Origin of the sequence: Mangrovibacter phragmitis (assembly GCF_040429585.1) — a bacterium.
GTDB lineage: Bacteria > Pseudomonadota > Gammaproteobacteria > Enterobacterales > Enterobacteriaceae > Mangrovibacter > Mangrovibacter phragmitis.
Window position 1 is genome coordinate 5,418,510 of record NZ_CP134782.1, and the last position, 18,394, is coordinate 5,436,903.

Annotated in this window: 13 protein-coding genes and 4 tRNA genes; 4 read left to right on the forward strand and 13 right to left on the reverse strand. The window is 49.9% G+C overall.

The annotated features are described in order from the left end of the window. Nucleotides 1-783 carry a thiazole synthase gene (locus tag MPHASIOC01_RS25980; protein ID WP_353613593.1) on the forward strand — a complete coding sequence of 261 codons (783 nt, stop codon included), beginning with the start codon at nucleotides 1-3 and terminating at the stop codon, nucleotides 781-783. Further along, complete coding sequence (thiH, locus tag MPHASIOC01_RS25985) at nucleotides 780-1,934, forward strand: 2-iminoacetate synthase ThiH (protein WP_353613594.1); 1,155 nt, start codon at nucleotides 780-782, stop codon at nucleotides 1,932-1,934. The genes MPHASIOC01_RS25980 and thiH overlap by 4 nt, the downstream gene beginning before the upstream one ends. Before the next feature lie 286 nt (nucleotides 1,935-2,220). Here thiH and rpoC read toward each other — a convergent pair whose 3' ends face one another. The 13 genes from rpoC to MPHASIOC01_RS26050 form a co-directional block, all read right to left on the reverse strand. Beyond that, nucleotides 2,221-6,450, reverse strand: coding sequence for a DNA-directed RNA polymerase subunit beta' (gene rpoC / locus MPHASIOC01_RS25990; protein WP_064597146.1), 4,230 nt, complete (start codon nucleotides 6,448-6,450; stop codon nucleotides 2,221-2,223). A gap of 76 nt (nucleotides 6,451-6,526) precedes the next feature. After that, on the reverse strand, nucleotides 6,527-10,555 hold the full coding sequence (gene rpoB / locus MPHASIOC01_RS25995) for a DNA-directed RNA polymerase subunit beta (RefSeq protein WP_064597150.1): 4,029 nt from the start codon (nucleotides 10,553-10,555) through the stop codon (nucleotides 6,527-6,529). A gap of 322 nt (nucleotides 10,556-10,877) precedes the next feature. After that, complete coding sequence (rplL, locus tag MPHASIOC01_RS26000; protein WP_036103048.1) at nucleotides 10,878-11,246, reverse strand: 50S ribosomal protein L7/L12; 369 nt, start codon at nucleotides 11,244-11,246, stop codon at nucleotides 10,878-10,880. A 66-nt stretch (nucleotides 11,247-11,312) separates the two neighbouring features. After that, the gene (rplJ, locus tag MPHASIOC01_RS26005; RefSeq protein WP_036103050.1) at nucleotides 11,313-11,810 is read right to left on the reverse strand and encodes a 50S ribosomal protein L10; all 498 of its coding nucleotides are present in this window, start codon (nucleotides 11,808-11,810) and stop codon (nucleotides 11,313-11,315) included. 333 nt (nucleotides 11,811-12,143) lie between these two features. Further along, nucleotides 12,144-12,848 (reverse strand): 50S ribosomal protein L1, encoded by a 705-nt coding sequence (gene rplA, locus MPHASIOC01_RS26010; protein WP_064597153.1) that lies wholly within the window; start codon nucleotides 12,846-12,848, stop codon nucleotides 12,144-12,146. A 3-nt stretch (nucleotides 12,849-12,851) separates the two neighbouring features. Continuing rightward, the gene (rplK, locus tag MPHASIOC01_RS26015) at nucleotides 12,852-13,280 is read right to left on the reverse strand and encodes a 50S ribosomal protein L11 (protein ID WP_064597156.1); all 429 of its coding nucleotides are present in this window, start codon (nucleotides 13,278-13,280) and stop codon (nucleotides 12,852-12,854) included. 212 nt (nucleotides 13,281-13,492) lie between these two features. Further along, nucleotides 13,493-14,038 (reverse strand): transcription termination/antitermination protein NusG, encoded by a 546-nt coding sequence (nusG, locus tag MPHASIOC01_RS26020; RefSeq protein WP_001287521.1) that lies wholly within the window; start codon nucleotides 14,036-14,038, stop codon nucleotides 13,493-13,495. A gap of 1 nt (nucleotide 14,039) precedes the next feature. Continuing rightward, nucleotides 14,040-14,423 (reverse strand): preprotein translocase subunit SecE, encoded by a 384-nt coding sequence (secE, locus tag MPHASIOC01_RS26025; protein ID WP_064597158.1) that lies wholly within the window; start codon nucleotides 14,421-14,423, stop codon nucleotides 14,040-14,042. Between the two features lie 232 nt (nucleotides 14,424-14,655). Then, nucleotides 14,656-15,840 (reverse strand): elongation factor Tu, encoded by a 1,185-nt coding sequence (tuf, locus tag MPHASIOC01_RS26030; protein WP_353613075.1) that lies wholly within the window; start codon nucleotides 15,838-15,840, stop codon nucleotides 14,656-14,658. Nucleotides 15,841-15,952: 112 nt separating this feature from the next. Continuing rightward, a tRNA-Thr gene (locus tag MPHASIOC01_RS26035) sits at nucleotides 15,953-16,028 on the reverse strand. A 6-nt stretch (nucleotides 16,029-16,034) separates the two neighbouring features. Next, a tRNA-Gly gene (locus MPHASIOC01_RS26040) sits at nucleotides 16,035-16,109 on the reverse strand. Between the two features lie 114 nt (nucleotides 16,110-16,223). Further along, nucleotides 16,224-16,308: transfer RNA gene (locus MPHASIOC01_RS26045), tRNA-Tyr, on the reverse strand. Nucleotides 16,309-16,317: 9 nt separating this feature from the next. Then, a tRNA-Thr gene (locus MPHASIOC01_RS26050) sits at nucleotides 16,318-16,393 on the reverse strand. Nucleotides 16,394-17,027: 634 nt separating this feature from the next. Between MPHASIOC01_RS26050 and MPHASIOC01_RS26055 the strand changes: the two genes are divergently transcribed. Together MPHASIOC01_RS26055 and coaA are read left to right on the forward strand one after the other, a co-directional pair. Beyond that, on the forward strand, nucleotides 17,028-17,225 hold the full coding sequence (locus MPHASIOC01_RS26055) for a hypothetical protein (protein ID WP_353614985.1): 198 nt from the start codon (nucleotides 17,028-17,030) through the stop codon (nucleotides 17,223-17,225). 227 nt (nucleotides 17,226-17,452) lie between these two features. Then, nucleotides 17,453-18,379: a type I pantothenate kinase gene (gene coaA, locus MPHASIOC01_RS26060; RefSeq protein ID WP_064598136.1), complete on the forward strand. Its 927-nt coding sequence runs from the start codon at nucleotides 17,453-17,455 to the stop codon at nucleotides 18,377-18,379. Nucleotides 18,380-18,394: the final 15 nt, after the last annotated feature.

The following is an 18,394-nucleotide window of genomic DNA, read 5'->3' on the forward strand; positions in this document are numbered from 1 at the left end:
ATGTTACGTATTGCTGATAAAACGTTTGATTCTCACCTGCTTACGGGTACTGGGAAATTTGCTTCACCAATGTTAATGCAACAGGCCATTATCGCCAGTGGTACCCAACTGGTCACACTGGCGCTAAAGCGGGTTGATTTCCGCCAGCACCGGGACGATTTACTGCAACCGCTCCAGGCTGCTGGCGTGCAACTATTACCCAACACATCGGGAGCCAAAACGGCAGATGAAGCGGTCTTTGCCGCACAGCTTGCGCGTGAAGCACTAGGTACCAACTGGGTGAAACTGGAAATTCACCCGGACAGCCGTTACCTGATGCCAGACCCCATCGCCACACTCCAGGCCGCCCGCTTACTGGTTAAAGATGGCTTTATCGTGCTGCCTTACTGTGGCGCAGACCCGGTCTTATGCCGCCATCTGGAAGAGGCTGGTTGTGCTGCCGTTATGCCTTTGGGCGCGCCGATTGGTTCTAATCGCGGGTTACAAACCCAGGCGATGCTGGAAATCATTATTGAGCAGGCTGGCGTTCCGGTGATTGTTGATGCCGGGATCGGTACGCCCGGGCATGCCACTGCCGCGCTTGAGTTGGGGGCCGATGGCGTATTAGTTAACACCGCTATCGCTACAGCAGGCGACCCGGTCAGAATGGCACAGGCTTTCCGGCTGGCCGTCGAGGCCGGAGTACTGGCAGCCAGTGCCGGGTATGGGGAACAACGGATGACCGCCAGCGCTTCCAGCCCACTGACGGCATTTCTGAATGCCAGTGCGGAGGTGAACGGATGAGCCATTTTAGTGATTACTGGCGCACTCTGGACTGGGATGACATTGCACTTAGCATCAACAGTAAGACCAAAGATGATGTGCAGAGAGCATTATGCCGGGAAAAACGCGGGCCGGAAGATATGATGGCACTGCTGTCTCCTGCCGCCGCAGAATACCTGGAGCCAATGGCCGGAATGGCTCAACGTTTAACCCGCCAGCGCTTTGGTAATACGGTTAACTTTTATGTTCCGTTATACCTGTCAAATTTATGTGCAAACGATTGTACTTATTGTGGTTTCTCAATGAGTAATCACATTAAGCGTAAGACGCTCGATGGCGAGGAAATCGAACGTGAATGTGAAGCCATACGCCAGCTTGGGTTTGAAAATCTGTTACTGGTGACTGGCGAGCATCAGAGAAAAGTGGGTATGGACTACTTTCGTCAATACCTGCCTGCTATTCGTGCCCACTTTAGTTCTGTGCAAATGGAAGTGCAGCCAATGAGTGAAGACGAGTATGCGGAGCTCAAGCAGTTGGGGCTGGATGGCGTTATGGTTTACCAGGAAACCTACCATGAAGCAATGTATGCTCAGCACCATTTGCGCGGTAAAAAGCAGGATTTCTTCTGGCGGCTCGATACCCCGGACCGGCTTGGCAAAGCGGGTATTGACCGAATTGGCCTGGGAGCGTTGATTGGGTTGTCGGATAACTGGCGGGTGGATTGCTTTATGGTGGCAGAACACCTGCTCTGGTTACAACAGCATTACTGGCAGAGCCGGTTTTCTGTATCTTTTCCCCGCTTACGCCCATGTGCGGGAGGAATAGCTCCAGCATCAATCATGGATGAAAAGCAGCTACTTCAGGTTATTTGTGCTTTCCGCTTATTCTCCCCTGAACTGGAGTTATCACTGTCAACCCGGGAATCCCCGTGGTTTCGTGACCATGTTGTCCCACTGGCAATTACCCATGTCAGCGCATTTTCCAGCACACAACCGGGAGGCTATGCAGACCACCAGCCCGAGCTGGAGCAATTTTCGCCTCATGACAACCGTACACCGGATATGGTTGCCAAAGCACTGACTGAGGCAGGGTTACAGCCAGTATGGAAAGACTGGGACAGTTTTTTGGGAAGAGGACCGCAAACGAGCCCGGCATTTTCAACAAATCAGTAAATCACTGGAACCCTGCTTCCGGCCCTGAAAAACGGGCATTGAGCAAACTCAGGGAATAACGATATGGTCACTCCGGCAGCGAACATACGTTGCCCGGGGTGGCCACTTCCCCTCTCCATCGGTCACCCCGCCTTCCTGCTTTACCATCAATTTGTTGCCTGGCACAAACAATACACAAATACCCGCAATTACCAGGGGCATCGGGAGGAAAGCACTTTTGGTGGGATGCCCTAATAGCAAAAAAAACCGCGCCCGAAGACGCGGTTTTATCAGCGAGAGATAACGATTAATCGTTATCGTTGTTTCCGCCCAGGCCAGCATTCAGCAGCTCTGCCAGGTTGGCAGAAGCTTCTTCAGCACTGATCTGCGGCGCAGCAGCAGGTGTTTCGCCCGCAGCACGGCGGCGGATACGATCCTGGTGGTAAGCATAACCAGTACCAGCCGGAATCAAACGACCTACGATGACGTTCTCTTTCAGACCACGCAGTTCATCACGTTTACCCGCAACAGCGGCTTCGGTAAGAACACGCGTCGTTTCCTGGAACGATGCAGCAGAGATGAAGGACTCAGTTGCCAGAGACGCTTTGGTAATACCCAGCAGGTCGCGCATGAACGTTGCGCTAACTTTGCCTTCGTCTTCCAACTGGCGGTTCGCGATTTTCACGCGAGAGTACTCTACCTGCTCGCCTTCCAGGAAGTCAGAGCTGCCTGCATTCATGATGGTTGCTTTACGCAGCATCTGACGAACGATAACTTCGATGTGTTTATCGTTGATCTTAACGCCTTGCAGACGGTATACGTCCTGCACTTCGTTAACGATGTAACGCGTTACAGCCTGAACACCACGCAGACGCAGAATGTCATGTGCAGATTCCGGACCATCGGAAATCACGTCACCACGTTCAACACGTTCACCTTCAAACACGTTGAGCTGACGCCATTTAGGAATCATCTCTTCGTAGGCGTTTTCACCATCCAGTGGGGTGATAACCAGGCGACGTTTGCCTTTGGTTTCTTTACCGAAGGAAACCACACCGCTGATTTCAGCAAGGATCGCAGGCTCTTTCGGACGACGTGCTTCGAACAAGTCAGCAACGCGCGGCAGACCACCGGTAATATCTTTCGTACCGCCAGATTCCTGCGGCAGACGCGCCAGTGTGTCACCAGAGCTAATCTGAACGCCGTCATCCAACTGAACGATAGCTTTACCCGGCAGGAAGTACTGCGCAGGCATATCAGTACCAGGGATCAGGACATCATCACCGTTGGCATCAACGATCTTCAGCGCCGGACGCAAATCTTTACCACCCGCAGTACGCTCTGCAGAGTCCAGAACCACGATAGAGGACAACCCAGTCAGTTCATCAGTTTGACGAGTAATGGTTTGGCCATCGATCATGTCGGTAAAGCGAATAAAGCCCGGAACTTCGGTAATAACCGGCATGGTGTGCGGATCCCAGTTAGCAACAGTTTCGCCCGCTGCTACCGGTTCGCCATCATTTTTGGTCAGCACAGAACCGTAAGGCACTTTATAGCTTTCTTTAGTACGACCGAATTCGTCGATCAACTTCAGCTCGGTATTACGAGAAGTAATAACCAGTTTACCGCTGGAGTTCACAACGGACTTCGCGTTGCTCAGCTTGATGCTACCTTTGTTTTTCACCTGGATGCTGGATTCAGCAGCCGCACGAGATGCAGCACCACCGATGTGGAAGGTACGCATGGTCAGCTGAGTACCAGGTTCACCGATAGACTGTGCTGCGATAACCCCAATGGCTTCACCTTTGTTGATGATATGACCACGCGCCAGGTCACGACCATAGCAGTGAGCACACACACCAAAATCGGTGTCACAGGTTACAACAGAACGTACTTTCAGGCTGTCTACCGAATTCACTTCCAGCAGGTCACACCACTGTTCATTGAGCAGCGTGTTACGCGGAACCAGAATATCTGCGGTACCCGGTTTCAGAACGTCTTCAGCCGTTACACGACCCAGTACGCGGTCACGCAGTGGTTCTTTAACATCACCACCTTCGATAACCGGCGTCATCATGATGCCGTCTAAGGTACCACAGTCATCTTCAGTCACAACCAGGTCCTGTGCGACGTCAACCAGACGACGAGTCAGGTAACCGGAGTTTGCTGTTTTCAGTGCAGTATCCGCCAGACCTTTACGAGCACCGTGGGTTGAAATGAAGTACTGGAGTACGTTCAGACCTTCACGGAAGTTCGCGGTAATTGGCGTTTCGATGATGGAGCCATCTGGCTTCGCCATCAGACCACGCATACCAGCCAGCTGACGAATCTGAGCCGCAGAACCACGCGCCCCTGAGTCGGCCATCATATAGATGCTGTTAAAGGAAACCTGCTGCTCTTCTTCACCTTTACGGTTAATAACGGTTTCAGTTTGCAGGTTATCCATCATCGCTTTGGAAACGCGGTCATTCGCCGCAGCCCAAATATCGATGACTTTGTTGTAACGTTCGCCCGCCGTTACCAGACCAGACTGGAACTGTTCCTGGATTTCTGCCACTTCTGCTTCGGCTTCGGTGATGATTTCGGCTTTTTTCGCCGGAATAACCATATCGTCGATACCAACAGATGCACCAGAACGTGCTGCATACGCAAAACCGGTATACATGATCTGGTCAGCAAAAATAACCGTCGGTTTCAGGCCCAGAATGCGGTAACAGGTGTTCAGCATTTTGGAGATCGCTTTTTTACCCAGCGGTTGGTTCACGATAGTGAACGGAAGACCCTGAGGTACGATCATCCACAGAATTGCACGACCAACAGTGGTATCTTTCAATGCGGTTTTCGCCACATATTCACCCTGCTCGTCTTTTTCATATTCTGTGATACGTACTTTTACGCGCGCATGCAGCTCAGCCTGGCCTGAACGGTATAAGCGTTCAGCTTCTTTCGGCCCGGTAAGAACCATGCCTTCGCCCATAGCGTTGATTTTGTCACGGGTCATGTAGTAGAGACCCAGTACAACGTCCTGAGACGGAACGATGATTGGTTCACCGTTTGCCGGAGACAGAATGTTGTTGGTGGACATCATCAGCGCACGAGCTTCCAACTGGGCTTCCAGCGTCAGCGGTACGTGAACAGCCATCTGGTCACCATCGAAGTCGGCGTTATACGCCGCACACACCAGCGGGTGCAGCTGAATAGCTTTACCTTCGATCAGCACAGGTTCAAATGCCTGAATACCCAAACGGTGCAGCGTTGGTGCACGGTTCAGCATGACCGGGTGTTCGCGAATGACTTCGTCCAGGATATCCCAAACAACGGCTTCTTCACGTTCAACCATTTTCTTGGCTGCTTTGATGGTGGTCGCTAAACCACGCAGTTCCAGCTTGCCGTAGATGAACGGTTTGAACAGCTCCAGTGCCATTTTCTTCGGCAGACCGCACTGGTGCAGACGCAGGTAAGGACCTACGGTGATAACCGAACGGCCGGAGTAGTCAACACGTTTACCCAGCAGGTTCTGACGGAAACGACCCTGTTTACCTTTGATCATATCGGCCAAAGATTTCAGAGGACGTTTGTTAGAACCCGTAATGGCACGACCGCGACGACCGTTATCCAGCAGGGCATCAACCGCTTCCTGCAGCATACGTTTTTCGTTACGTACGATGATATCTGGCGCAGCCAGATCCAGCAGACGTTTCAGACGGTTGTTACGGTTGATAACGCGACGATACAGATCGTTCAGATCTGATGTGGCGAAACGACCACCATCCAGCGGTACCAGCGGGCGCAGATCTGGCGGCAGAACCGGCAGAACGGTCAGGATCATCCATTCTGGTTTGTTACCAGACTGAACGAATGCTTCCAGCAGCTTGATACGCTTGGTCAGCTTTTTACGTTTGGTTTCAGAGTTGGTTTCATTCAACTCTTCGCGCAGTTGTTCACATTCCTGCTCCAGATCCATGCCTTTCAGCAGGGCCTGAATAGCTTCTGCGCCCATTTTCGCGTCGAATTCATCACCAAACTCTTCCAACGCGTCCAGATACTGTTCTTCAGTCAGGATCTGACGGCGTTCCAGGTTGGTCATACCGCCTTCGATAACGACATAAGATTCGAAGTACAGTACACGTTCGATATCACGCAAAGGCATATCGAGCAGCAAACCGATACGGGATGGCAGTGATTTCAGGAACCAAATGTGGGCAGTCGGAGAAGCCAGCTCAATGTGACCCATACGTTCACGACGTACTTTGGTCTGAGTAACTTCAACACCACATTTTTCACAGATAACACCGCGGTGTTTCAAGCGCTTGTACTTACCGCACAGGCACTCGTAATCTTTTACCGGCCCGAAAATGCGAGCACAGAACAGACCGTCACGCTCCGGTTTGAAGGTACGGTAGTTAATGGTTTCCGGCTTTTTAACTTCACCAAAAGACCAGGAACGGATCATGTCTGGCGATGCCAGAGCAATTTTGATCGCATCAAACTCTTCGGTTTTAGTTTGCGCTTTCAGAAACTTTAATAAGTCTTTCACGGATTGGCTCCCGTCGGAGTTAGCACTCTCTGATGCCCGGTATTACCCGGGCACCATGGACCTGTTTGCGCGAGAATTACTCGTCTTCCAGTTCGATGTTGATACCCAGCGAACGGATTTCTTTCAACAGTACGTTGAAGGATTCCGGCATGCCCGGTTCCATCTGATGGCTGCCATCCACGATGTTTTTATACATCTTGGTACGGCCATTCACGTCATCAGACTTAACAGTGAGCATTTCCTGCAGGGTATAAGCGGCACCATATGCTTCCAGTGCCCACACTTCCATCTCCCCGAAGCGCTGACCACCGAACTGCGCCTTACCACCCAGCGGCTGCTGAGTAACCAGGCTGTAAGAACCGGTGGAACGAGCGTGCATTTTGTCGTCGACCAGGTGGTTCAGTTTGAGCATGTACATGTAACCAACAGTTACCTGGCGCTCGAACTTCTCACCCGTACGGCCGTCAAACAGCGTAATCTGACCAGAGGTCGGCAGATCACCCAGTTTCAGCAGCTCTTTAATTTCAGCTTCTTTCGCACCATCAAACACTGGGGTGGCAATCGGCATACCTTTGCGCAGGTTTTCAGCCAGACGCAGAACTTCTTCATCGCTGAAGGTGTTCAGGTCAACTTTCTGGCGAACGTCTGCACCCAGGTCATAAGCACGCTGGATGAACTCACGCAGTTTGGCCACTTCCTGCTGCTGTTTCAGCATGGCGTTAATCTTGTCGCCAATACCTTTAGCAGCCATACCCAGGTGGGTTTCCAGGATCTGACCAATGTTCATACGAGACGGTACGCCCAGAGGGTTCAGTACGATATCAACCGGCGTGCCGTTTTCATCGTATGGCATATCTTCGATCGGGTTGATCTTAGAAATAACCCCTTTGTTACCGTGGCGGCCTGCCATTTTATCCCCAGGCTGAATCTGACGTTTAACAGCCAGATACACTTTAACGATTTTCAGCACGCCAGGTGCCAGGTCATCGCCCTGAGTGATTTTACGGCGTTTCGCTTCGAGTTTTTTCTCGAACTCGTGCTTCAGTTCATCGTACTGCTCTGCCAGTTGTTCCAGCTGATTCTGTTTCTCTTCATCAGCAAGGCCCAGTTCCAGCCAACGATCGCGTGGCAGTTTGTCGAGCTTCTCAGCTTCGATGCCACCAGAGATCAGCACGGCACGGATACGGCCGAACAAGCCAGCTTCGAGGATTTGCAGTTCTTCAGACAGGTCTTTCTTAGCCTGTTTGAGCTGCATTTCTTCGATTTCCAGCGCACGTTTATCTTTTTCTACGCCATCGCGAGTAAAGACCTGAACGTCAATAACGGTACCAGATACACCGTTCGGTACGCGCAGAGAAGAGTCTTTAACATCAGAGGCTTTTTCACCAAAGATGGCACGCAGCAGTTTCTCTTCCGGAGTCAGCTGAGTTTCGCCTTTCGGCGTTACTTTGCCCACCAGGATGTCGCCACCGGTAACTTCTGCACCGATGTAAACAATACCGGATTCATCCAGTTTGGAGAGCGCAGCTTCACCCACGTTCGGGATATCTGCTGTAATTTCTTCAGGCCCCAGTTTGGTGTCACGAGACACACAAGCTTGTTCCTGGATATGGATAGTGGTGAAACGGTCTTCCTGGACAACACGCTCAGATACAAGGATGGAGTCTTCGAAGTTGTAACCGTTCCATGGCATGAACGCCACGCGCATATTCTGACCCAGTGCCAGTTCACCCAAATCGGTGGACGGGCCATCAGCCAGAACATCACCACGTTCCACCGGCTCACCCAGAGACACACATGGCATCTGGTTGATGCAGGTGTTCTGGTTAGAACGGGTGTACTTGGTCAGGTTATAAATATCGATACCTGCTTCGCCCGGATACATCTCATCTTCGTTAACTTTGATAACGATACGGGAAGCATCAACGTACTGGATTGTCCCGCCACGTTTGGCAACAGCAGTAACACCGGAGTCAACGGCAACAGCACGTTCCATACCAGTACCAACCAGCGGCTTATCAGAGCGCAGGGTAGGCACTGCCTGACGTTGCATGTTCGCACCCATCAATGCACGGTTGGCGTCATCGTGTTCCAGGAAGGGAATCAGGGACGCACCAACAGAAACAACCTGTTGTGTGGAAACGTCCATATAGTCAACCTGATCACGGCTGAACAAACTTGATTCGCCTTTGCTACGACAGGTTACCAGGTCTTCTACGAAGTGGCCATCGTCATCCAGGTTGGAGTTCGCCTGAGCGATAACGAAGTTGCCTTCTTCAATAGCAGACAGGTAATGAATTTCGTCGGTCACCACACCGTCAGTCACTTTACGATACGGTGTTTCAAGGAAACCATACTCGTTAGTCTGTGCATAAACAGACAAGGAGTTGATAAGACCGATGTTCGGACCTTCAGGGGTTTCGATTGGGCACACACGACCGTAGTGAGTCGGGTGAACGTCTCGAACTTCAAAGCCCGCACGCTCACGAGTCAGACCACCTGGGCCCAACGCGGAAATACGGCGTTTATGGGTAATCTCTGACAGCGGGTTGTTCTGGTCCATAAACTGAGACAGCTGGCTGGAACCAAAGAACTCTTTAACTGCGGCAGAGATAGGTTTCGCGTTAATCATGTCCTGCGGCATCAGAGTGTCGAGATCGCCCAAAGACAGACGTTCTTTAACCGCACGCTCTACACGCACCAGGCCAACACGGAACTGGTTCTCAGCCATTTCACCCACAGAGCGAATACGACGGTTGCCGAGGTGGTCAATATCATCCACTTCGCCTTTACCGTTACGAATATCGATGAGTTTTTTCATTACATCGATAATGTCTTCTTTACTCAGGATGCCAGAACCTTCAATCTCGCCACGCAGCAGCGAGCGGTTGAATTTCATACGACCTACAGCAGACAGGTCATAGCGGTCTTCAGAGAAGAACAGGTTCTCGAACAGGCTTTCAGCAGCTTCACGAGTCGGCGGCTCACCAGGACGCATCATGCGATAGATTTCAACCAGCGCGCTCAGGCGGTCATTGGTTGGGTCAATACGCAAGGTCTCAGACATGTACGGACCATGGTCCAGATCGTTGGTGAACAGAGTCTCGATGCTCTTATGGCCTGCCTGGCTCAGTTTAGCCAGCAAGTCCAGAGACAACTCCATGTTCGCCGGGCAGATCAGCTCACCAGTTGCTTCGTCGATATAATCTTTCGCAACCACTTTCCCGGCGATATATTCGACAGGAACTTCAATGTGCTGAACTTCGTCTTTTTCCAACTGACGGATATGACGAGCAGTGATACGACGACCTTTCTCAACGTAAACTTTACCGTCTGATTCGATATCGAAAGAAGCGGTTTCACCACGCAGACGTTCCGGCACCAACTGCATTTGCAGTTTGTTATCACGGATTTCAAACACAACTTTTTTGAAGAACAAATCTAAGATCTGTTCAGTTGTGTAGTTCAGTGCACGCAGGATAATCGTTGCCGGCAATTTACGACGGCGGTCAATACGTACGAACAGGTTGTCTTTCGGATCGAATTCGAAGTCCAGCCATGAACCGCGGTAAGGGATAATACGCGCGTTGTACAGAACCTTACCCGAAGAGTGGGTTTTCCCTTTGTCACTGTCAAAGAAGACACCCGGGCTGCGGTGTAACTGGGAAACGATAACACGCTCAGTACCATTAATAACGAAAGTGCCGTTATCGGTCATGAGCGGGATTTCACCCATATAAACTTCTTGTTCTTTGATGTCTTTTACAGTGCCTTCTGGCGCTTCGCGCTCATAGATAACCAGGCGCAGTTTAACACGCAGCGGTGCAGAATACGTCACACCACGGATCTGGCATTCCTGAACATCAAAAACAGGTTCGCCAAGACGGTAGCTGACATATTGCAGTTCCGAATTGCCGCTGTAGCTCTGAATCGGGAATACGGAGCGGAAAGCCGCTTCAAGACCGTACTGCCCTTCAGGATCTTGCTCGATAAACTTCTGGAACGAGTCAAGCTGGATAGAAAGGAGATATGGGACATCCAGAACTTGTGGACGTTTACCAAAATCCTTACGAATACGTTTTTTCTCGGTATAGGAGTAAACCATAGGGTTCCTCAGCTCGCTGACAAGTCGACCCACTCTGCCCACTGGACGGACAGTTTTTTATGCAACACTATTTTTTGACCGGAAAGTGGAACACTATCCGCAATGCCTGTTTCTATCACTCTTAAACCATTTCATTGCGATTTACCCAGCAACACCGCGCTGTCGCAGTATATTAAGTCGTCGATAGAAACAAGCATTGACATGAAAACCAGTAGTCAAACAGTGTGAAACGCTACTGGCTCCCTTGAGCGCAAAAAGGCTGGTGACCATAAAATCACCAGCCAGCAGCCTGATTTATCAGGCTGTTACCAGAAAAAGTGGCTTATTTAACTTCAACTTCAGCGCCAGCTTCTTCCAGAGCTTTTTTCAGAGCTTCTGCGTCGTCTTTGCTCACGCCTTCTTTCAGGGCAGCCGGAGCAGATTCAACCAGGTCTTTGGCTTCTTTCAGGCCCAGACCGGTAGCACCACGCACTGCTTTGATAACAGCAACTTTGTTACCGCCAGCAGCTTTCAGAATTACGTCGAATTCAGTTTTTTCTTCAGCAGCGTCAGCAGCCGGGCCAGCAGCAACAGCTACAGCAGCAGCAGCAGAAACACCGAATTTTTCTTCCATTGCAGAAATCAGTTCTACAACGTCCATTACGGACATAGCGGATACTGCTTCAATGATTTGATCTTTAGTGATAGACATTTAAATTGTTCCTGAATATCAGAATAAGTTTATACGTAAGCAAGCGAATGACAAAAAAAAGTGCAATTAAGCAGCTTCTTTCGCATCGCGTACAGCCGCCAGAGTGCGAACCAGTTTGCCAGCAGAGGCTTCTTTCATGGTTGCCATCAGGCGTGCAATTGCTTCTTCGTAGGTTGGCAGAGTTGCCAGGCGATCAATCTGAGCCGCCGGGATGAACTCACCTTCAAAGGCTGCCGCTTTGACCTCAAATTTTGCATTCGCTTTAGCGAAATCTTTGAACAGACGAGCAGCTGCGCCCGGGTGTTCCATAGAGTATGCAATCAGGGTCGGACCAACAAACGCGTCTTTCAGGCATTCGAACTGAGTGCCTTCAACAACACGACGCAACAGGGTGTTACGAACAACACGCATGTAAACGCCGGCTTCGCGACCTGCTTTACGCAGTTCGGTCATTTTGTCTACGGTTACGCCACGGGAATCCGCAACTACCGCAGACAGCGCGCCTTTGGCTACTTCGCTGACTTCAGCAACAATCGCTTGTTTGTCTTGAAGATTTAAAGCCATTAGCTTTGCTCCTGGATGTTTGCCGGGACACTAAGCCCCGGAACTCACTTCACTCTTATCAACGATAAGAACGTCTTAATACGGTGAGCAGAAACAAGCCAAAGAGAACTTAATAAAAAGATTCTTCAGGTTCTGTCACCGTCTACGCAGGAAATTAAGCTTCAATGAAGAAACACCTGCGGTCTTGGACGGAGGCCTGGATAAGGCCAGGCTCCAACCGAAATTCTTGTTCAGTACAACTTGTGCATTGCACGTTCTGCACTGAACGTCTGCCTGAGCAGAAACGTGGGGGGAAGATTGTAGACAAATCCACCGCCCACGTAAAGCGAATGATTAGTTCGCAGAAGCTGCCAGACCAGCCTGGTCAACAGCAACGCCAGCACCCATGGTGGTAGACAGGCTAACTTTCTTGATGTAAACACCTTTAGCAGTAGCAGGTTTTGCTTTTTTCAGCGCAACCAGCAGAGCTTCCAGGTTTTCTTTCAGTTTGTCAGCGTCAAAATCTACTTTACCAATAGTGGTGTGGATGATGCCGTTTTTGTCGTTACGGTAACGAACCTGACCAGCTTTAGCATTTTTAACTGCTTCAGCAACGTTAGGAGTTACGGTACCAACTTTCGGGTTTGGCATCAGGCCGCGCGGCCCCAGGATCTGGCCGAGTTGACCAACAACGCGCATTGCATCCGGAGAAGCAATAACAACGTCGAAGTTCATTTCGCCTTTCTTGATCTGGTCAGCCAGATCTTCCATACCTACCAGCTCAGCGCCAGCAGCTTTAGCCGCTTCAGCGTTAGGGCCCTGGGTAAATACAGCAACACGAACAGTACGACCAGTACCATTCGGCAGCACAGTTGCGCCACGAACGTTCTGATCAGATTTACGTGCATCGATACCGAGGTTAACGGCAACGTCTACGCTTTCTACGAATTTTGCAGTGGCCAGCTCTTTCAGCAGAGCAATGGCTTCGCTGATGTCATACTGTTTAGTTGCATCAACTTTGTCACGGATCACGCGCATGCGCTTGGTCAGTTTAGCCATTTCTTAGTCCTCCACTACCAGGCCCATGGAACGAGCGGTACCAGCGATAGAACGAGCCATCGCTTCAACATCGGCACCAGTCATGTCCGCTGCTTTGGTCTGAGCAATCTCAAGAACCTGAGCGTGAGTTACTTTACCCACTTTGTCTTTGTTCGGTTTACCGGAACCAGACTTGATACCAGCCGCTTTTTTCAGCAGAACGGCTGCTGGCGGAGTTTTGGTAACGAAGGTGAAAGAACGGTCAGCGTAAACGGTAATAACAACCGGAATTGGCAGACCTTTCTCGATGGATTCAGTTTTGGCGTTGAACGCTTTACAGAATTCCATGATGTTAACACCCTGCTGACCCAGAGCCGGACCAACTGGCGGGCTCGGGTTAGCCATACCAGCTGCAACCTGCAGCTTGACATAGGCTTGGACTTTCTTGGCCATTGATATTTCCTCTAATGGGTTGTAACGCCTCTTTGGAGGCTCCCCGTAGTTAAATTCTGTTTACACGCTTTACAGCGCATAAAAACAAAAGGCGCGAAATTATATGTCAATTTCGCGCCTCACGCAACAGTAATTGTTGCTTTTACATTCGATTTGATAACCGGCACAACCTGTGGGTTAGTAGCACCACATCAGTTGTACTGTCTGGCTAATCAGGCTTTTTCTACCTGGCTGAAATCCAGCTCAACAGGTGTCGCGCGGCCAAAGATAGACACAGACACTTTCAGGCGGCTTTTCTCGTAATCAACTTCTTCGACAACGCCGTTAAAGTCAGCAAACGGACCATCGTTAACACGAACCATTTCACCCGGTTCAAACAGCGTTTTCGGACGCGGTTTATCCCCCACCTGCTGCAGGCGGTTCATGATAGCGTCAACTTCTTTGTCGCTGATGGGAGCGGGACGGTCAGATGTACCGCCAATGAAGCCCATAACACGCGGTACACTGCGTACCAGGTGCCAACTGGCGTCATTCATCACCATCTGGACAAGAACATAGCCCGGAAAAAATTTACGCTCGCTTTTACGGCGTTGACCGCCACGAATTTCAACCACTTCTTCTGTTGGCACCATAACTTCACCAAACAGTTCTTCCATATTATGCAATTTAATATGTTCACGCAGAGAAGTAGCTACGCGACCTTCAAAGCCGGAAAACGCCTGAACGACGTACCAACGTTTTTTAGGAGCTTCAGACATTTCAGAACCTCAGTCCAGTGATAAAAGAGACCACACGGACCAGAATACCATCCAGCCCCCACAGGATCAGTGACATGACTGCTGTCACTGCTGCAACGATTAATGTGGTGTGCAATGTTTCCTGGCGAGTCGGCCAAATCACTTTACGAACTTCAGTTCTCGCTTCACGGGCAAAAGCAACCGTGGCTTTACCTTTTGTGGTCAACAGAGCGACACCACCTGCTGCAGCAATCAAAACGACTACCGCGACAGCCCGACCCAGCAGGTTCACATCACGATAAAGGTAGTTGCCGATGATGGCCACACAGAGCAGAGCAATGACAACCAGCCACTTTAATACTTCCAGGCCGCGCCCGCTTCCCTGAGCTTCGGTATTCGCACTCATAGTTCAACCTGTAACAATGAATCAGACAAACATTTTTGCCCCGCAAACGCGAGGCAACCAAACCGAATTTCGCTTAGGCAACATTTCGGTACTTTACGCCATCTTCAGAGCCTGTCTCAGCAATGATTATGGAAAAGAAATCACTGATGAGCCAGGTTCTGGTTCGAGAGCGTACAAAAAGGGCATCAAATGATGCCCTTTTATTGCGCATTACGTCAAATGTTATCAGCAATTAGCCGAGAACTTTAGCAACAACGCCTGCACCAACGGTACGGCCGCCTTCACGGATTGCGAAGCGCAGACCTTCGTCCATTGCGATCGGGTGAATCAGGGTAACAACCATCTGAATGTTGTCGCCCGGCATTACCATTTCTACGCCTTCCGGCAGTTCGATGGAACCCGTTACGTCAGTAGTACGGAAGTAGAACTGAGGACGGTAGCCTTTGAAGAACGGAGTATGACGGCCGCCTTCATCTTTGCTCAGAACGTATACTTCAGATTCGAATTTGGTGTGCGGGTTGATTGAACCCGGTTTAGCCAGAACCTGACCACGTTCAACGTCATCACGTTTGGTACCACGCAGCAGAACCCCAACGTTTTCACCAGCACGGCCTTCGTCCAGCAGTTTGCGGAACATTTCAACGCCAGTACAGGTGGTTTTGGTGGTTTCTTTGATACCAACGATTTCTACTTCATCGCCAACTTTGATGATGCCGCGTTCTACACGACCGGTAACTACAGTACCACGACCGGAGATGGAGAATACGTCTTCGATTGGCAGCAGGAACGGTTTGTCGATAGCGCGCTCCGGTTCCGGAATGTAGCTGTCCAGTGCTTCTGCCAGTTCAATGATTTTCGCTTCCCACTCTGCTTCGCCTTCCAGCGCTTTCAGAGCAGAACCACGGATGATCGGGCAGTCGTCGCCCGGGAAGTCATACTGAGACAGCAGCTCACGAACTTCCATTTCAACCAGTTCCAGCAGCTCTTCGTCATCAACCATGTCACATTTGTTCAGGAACACGATGATGTAAGGAACGCCAACCTGACGACCCAGCAGGATGTGCTCACGAGTCTGCGGCATCGGGCCGTCAGTCGCAGCAACAACCAGGATAGCGCCGTCCATCTGAGCAGCACCGGTGATCATGTTTTTAACATAGTCAGCGTGGCCCGGGCAGTCTACGTGCGCGTAGTGACGGGTCGGGGTATCGTATTCAACGTGAGAAGTGTTGATGGTGATACCACGAGCTTTTTCTTCCGGCGCGTTATCGATCTGGTCGAATGCGCGAGCAGAACCACCGTAGGTTTTTGCCAGAACGGTAGTGATTGCAGCAGTCAGGGTTGTTTTACCATGGTCAACGTGACCGATAGTACCGACGTTGACGTGCGGTTTTGTACGTTCAAACTTTTCTTTAGACATCGATTGTCCCTCTAAGACACGGATAAATCGGTGATATCACCACATCAACCAGGCATTAAGCCTGAATTAACAGAACTTTAAACAGAAGAAAACAGGGAGGGAGAATAAGAAGTGGTGCTGATAGGCAGATTCGAACTGCCGACCTCACCCTTACCAAGGGTGCGCTCTACCAACTGAGCTATATCAGCACATCTTGGAGCGGGCAGCGGGAATCGAACCCGCATCATCAGCTTGGAAGGCTGAGGTAATAGCCATTATACGATGCCCGCACACTGGAACTCGGCTACCTGATTTTTCTGTCGGAATTATGAGAGGATTTCTCTCAGCATTCGGGTCGCTTAATTTTTTAGGCGCCCCGGGCAATACTCATGCATTGCCGAAATTGGTGGTGGGGGAAGGATTCGAACCTTCGAAGTCGATGACGGCAGATTTACAGTCTGCTCCCTTTGGCCGCTCGGGAACCCCACCCGAACTTGATGGTGCCGACTACCGGAATCGAACTGGTGACCTACTGATTACAAGTCAGTTGCTCTACCTACTGAGCTAAGTCGGCATCAAGTAGCGCGCATTCTAGGAACACATGCCCCGTGATGCAACAAAAAAATCGCATAAAATGTTCTATCGCTCACATTTTGCACTACACATCGCAATTATGACTACTTTTCAGCCAAAGGAGAACAAATATCCTTCAGTCTGTTGGTCATAATAATGCTCCAGGGGTGACCAACTCTCTTTTTCCCCGTATCATGTCAGTGCTTTTTTTATACAACTAACAGAGAGTGGTGCAGAGCCACTCGTCACTCCCGGCAGAGAATTTCTTCTGCCAAACATAATGAATGTGACATATATCACATTTTGCATTTCTCAGGCTGGTTATCTGTGTGGAGGTCAATGCCATGAAGATTATTCCGCTGAGTCCTACCATGTTATCCATCTACAGCCAGCAGTTATCCGAAACGCTTCCAGATGCGTTGCAGACAACACAACCTGTGCCACGTCCCGATAAATTATCGGAAATAAAAGCTGCAACTACTCATGTGGATTGCCAGAGATGAGGAGGGCATCACAGGAGCCATTCAATTAAGGCTGGCACAAACTGATGATGCGATTAACCGAGCAGAGGTTATGCACTAGTTGTTCATCAACGTTGCCGTCGTAGAGGTGTTGGCCGTAATCTGCTTGAAACACTGGAAAGTCCAGCACGAGCCCATAAGCGGGGGCTGATTTGCCCTGGTGCCAGGTCAGGGTCTGGTGCAGAACTGTTTTATCAGGCTCAGGGTTACCGTTGTCCTGGAGAACGACCAGACTATACGTTTTCTCCGCACAACGGGTTCTCATCTTCTATGATTTATTACAAACGATGGTTTACTGCCGCACTATTCTGACAACTCATCCGAAATAAAAAATTGGTCTCAGGTGATGCTTTCCTCCTAAAGCATCACCTAAACTTATTTTTTCTTATTATTCGACGCCATCTGGTGATACCCTCCAGACCATTATCAAAATAACTTTTTCTCGGTGTGTCTTGTATCAGTCGCAGACTGGTTAGCCTTTTAAGTGCTGGAATTCGTTGCAATGATCAGGTACATCAGCGAAACAAGAGTATATGTGAATGACTCCTTATCTACAGTTTAACCGGAGCCAGTGGGCTGCACTTCGTGATTCAGTTCCTATGACACTGACCGAAGGTGAGATTGCGCGGTTGAAAGGTATCAATGAAGACCTTTCAATGGAGGAAGTTGCTGAGATTTATTTACCACTTTCTCGTTTGCTTAACTTTTATATCAGTTCAAACCTGCGCCGCCAGGCTGTGCTTGAGCAATTTCTGGGAACTAATGGCCAGAGGATCCCTTATATCATCAGTATTGCCGGAAGTGTTGCGGTAGGGAAAAGTACGACAGCCCGTGTCTTGCAGGCCTTGCTCAGCCGCTGGCCAGAACACCGTCGTGTTGAGCTCATTACCACTGATGGTTTTTTACACCCGAATGAGGTGCTTAAAGAACGTGGCCTGATGAAAAAGAAAGGGTTCCCAGAATCCTATGATATGTACCGGCTGGTTAAATTTGTCTCTGAGCTGAAATCTGGTGCACCGTCAGTCAGTGCTCCCGTTTATTCTCATCTCATTTATGATGTTATTCCTGATGGGGATAAGACCGTCTCACAGCCAGATATATTGATTCTCGAAGGGCTGAATGTATTGCAAAGTGGAATGGATTATCCCCATGCTCCACACCATGTATTTGTTTCAGACTTCGTAGATTTTTCTATTTATGTTGATGCGCCGGAAGAGCTACTGCAAACCTGGTATATCAATCGTTTTCTGAAGTTCCGTAAAGGCGCGTTCACCGACCCAGATTCCTACTTTCATAATTACGCTCAATTGACAGAACAGCAGGCCATCGATGTTGCCACACAATTATGGCAGGAAATCAACTGGTTAAACCTGAAAGAAAATATTCTGCCAACCAGGGAAAGAGCTAGTCTGATTCTGAGCAAAAGCAGCAATCATGCAGTTGAGCATGTAAGATTGAGAAAATAACATACACCAAACAGG

Coding starts and splice junctions, on each gene's coding strand:
- MPHASIOC01_RS25980 (WP_353613593.1), top strand. CDS start 1: ATGTTACGTATTGCTGATAAAACGTTTGATTCTCACCTGCTTACGGGT.
- thiH (WP_353613594.1), top strand. CDS start 780: ATGAGCCATTTTAGTGATTACTGGCGCACTCTGGACTGGGATGACATT.
- rpoB (WP_064597150.1), bottom strand. CDS start 10,555: ATGGTTTACTCCTATACCGAGAAAAAACGTATTCGTAAGGATTTTGGT.
- rplL (WP_036103048.1), bottom strand. CDS start 11,246: ATGTCTATCACTAAAGATCAAATCATTGAAGCAGTATCCGCTATGTCC.
- rplJ (WP_036103050.1), bottom strand. CDS start 11,810: ATGGCTTTAAATCTTCAAGACAAACAAGCGATTGTTGCTGAAGTCAGC.
- rplA (WP_064597153.1), bottom strand. CDS start 12,848: ATGGCTAAACTGACCAAGCGCATGCGCGTGATCCGTGACAAAGTTGAT.
- rplK (WP_064597156.1), bottom strand. CDS start 13,280: ATGGCCAAGAAAGTCCAAGCCTATGTCAAGCTGCAGGTTGCAGCTGGT.
- nusG (WP_001287521.1), bottom strand. CDS start 14,038: ATGTCTGAAGCTCCTAAAAAACGTTGGTACGTCGTTCAGGCGTTTTCC.
- secE (WP_064597158.1), bottom strand. CDS start 14,423: ATGAGTGCGAATACCGAAGCTCAGGGAAGCGGGCGCGGCCTGGAAGTA.
- tuf (WP_353613075.1), bottom strand. CDS start 15,840: ATGTCTAAAGAAAAGTTTGAACGTACAAAACCGCACGTCAACGTCGGT.
- coaA (WP_064598136.1), top strand. CDS start 17,453: ATGACTCCTTATCTACAGTTTAACCGGAGCCAGTGGGCTGCACTTCGT.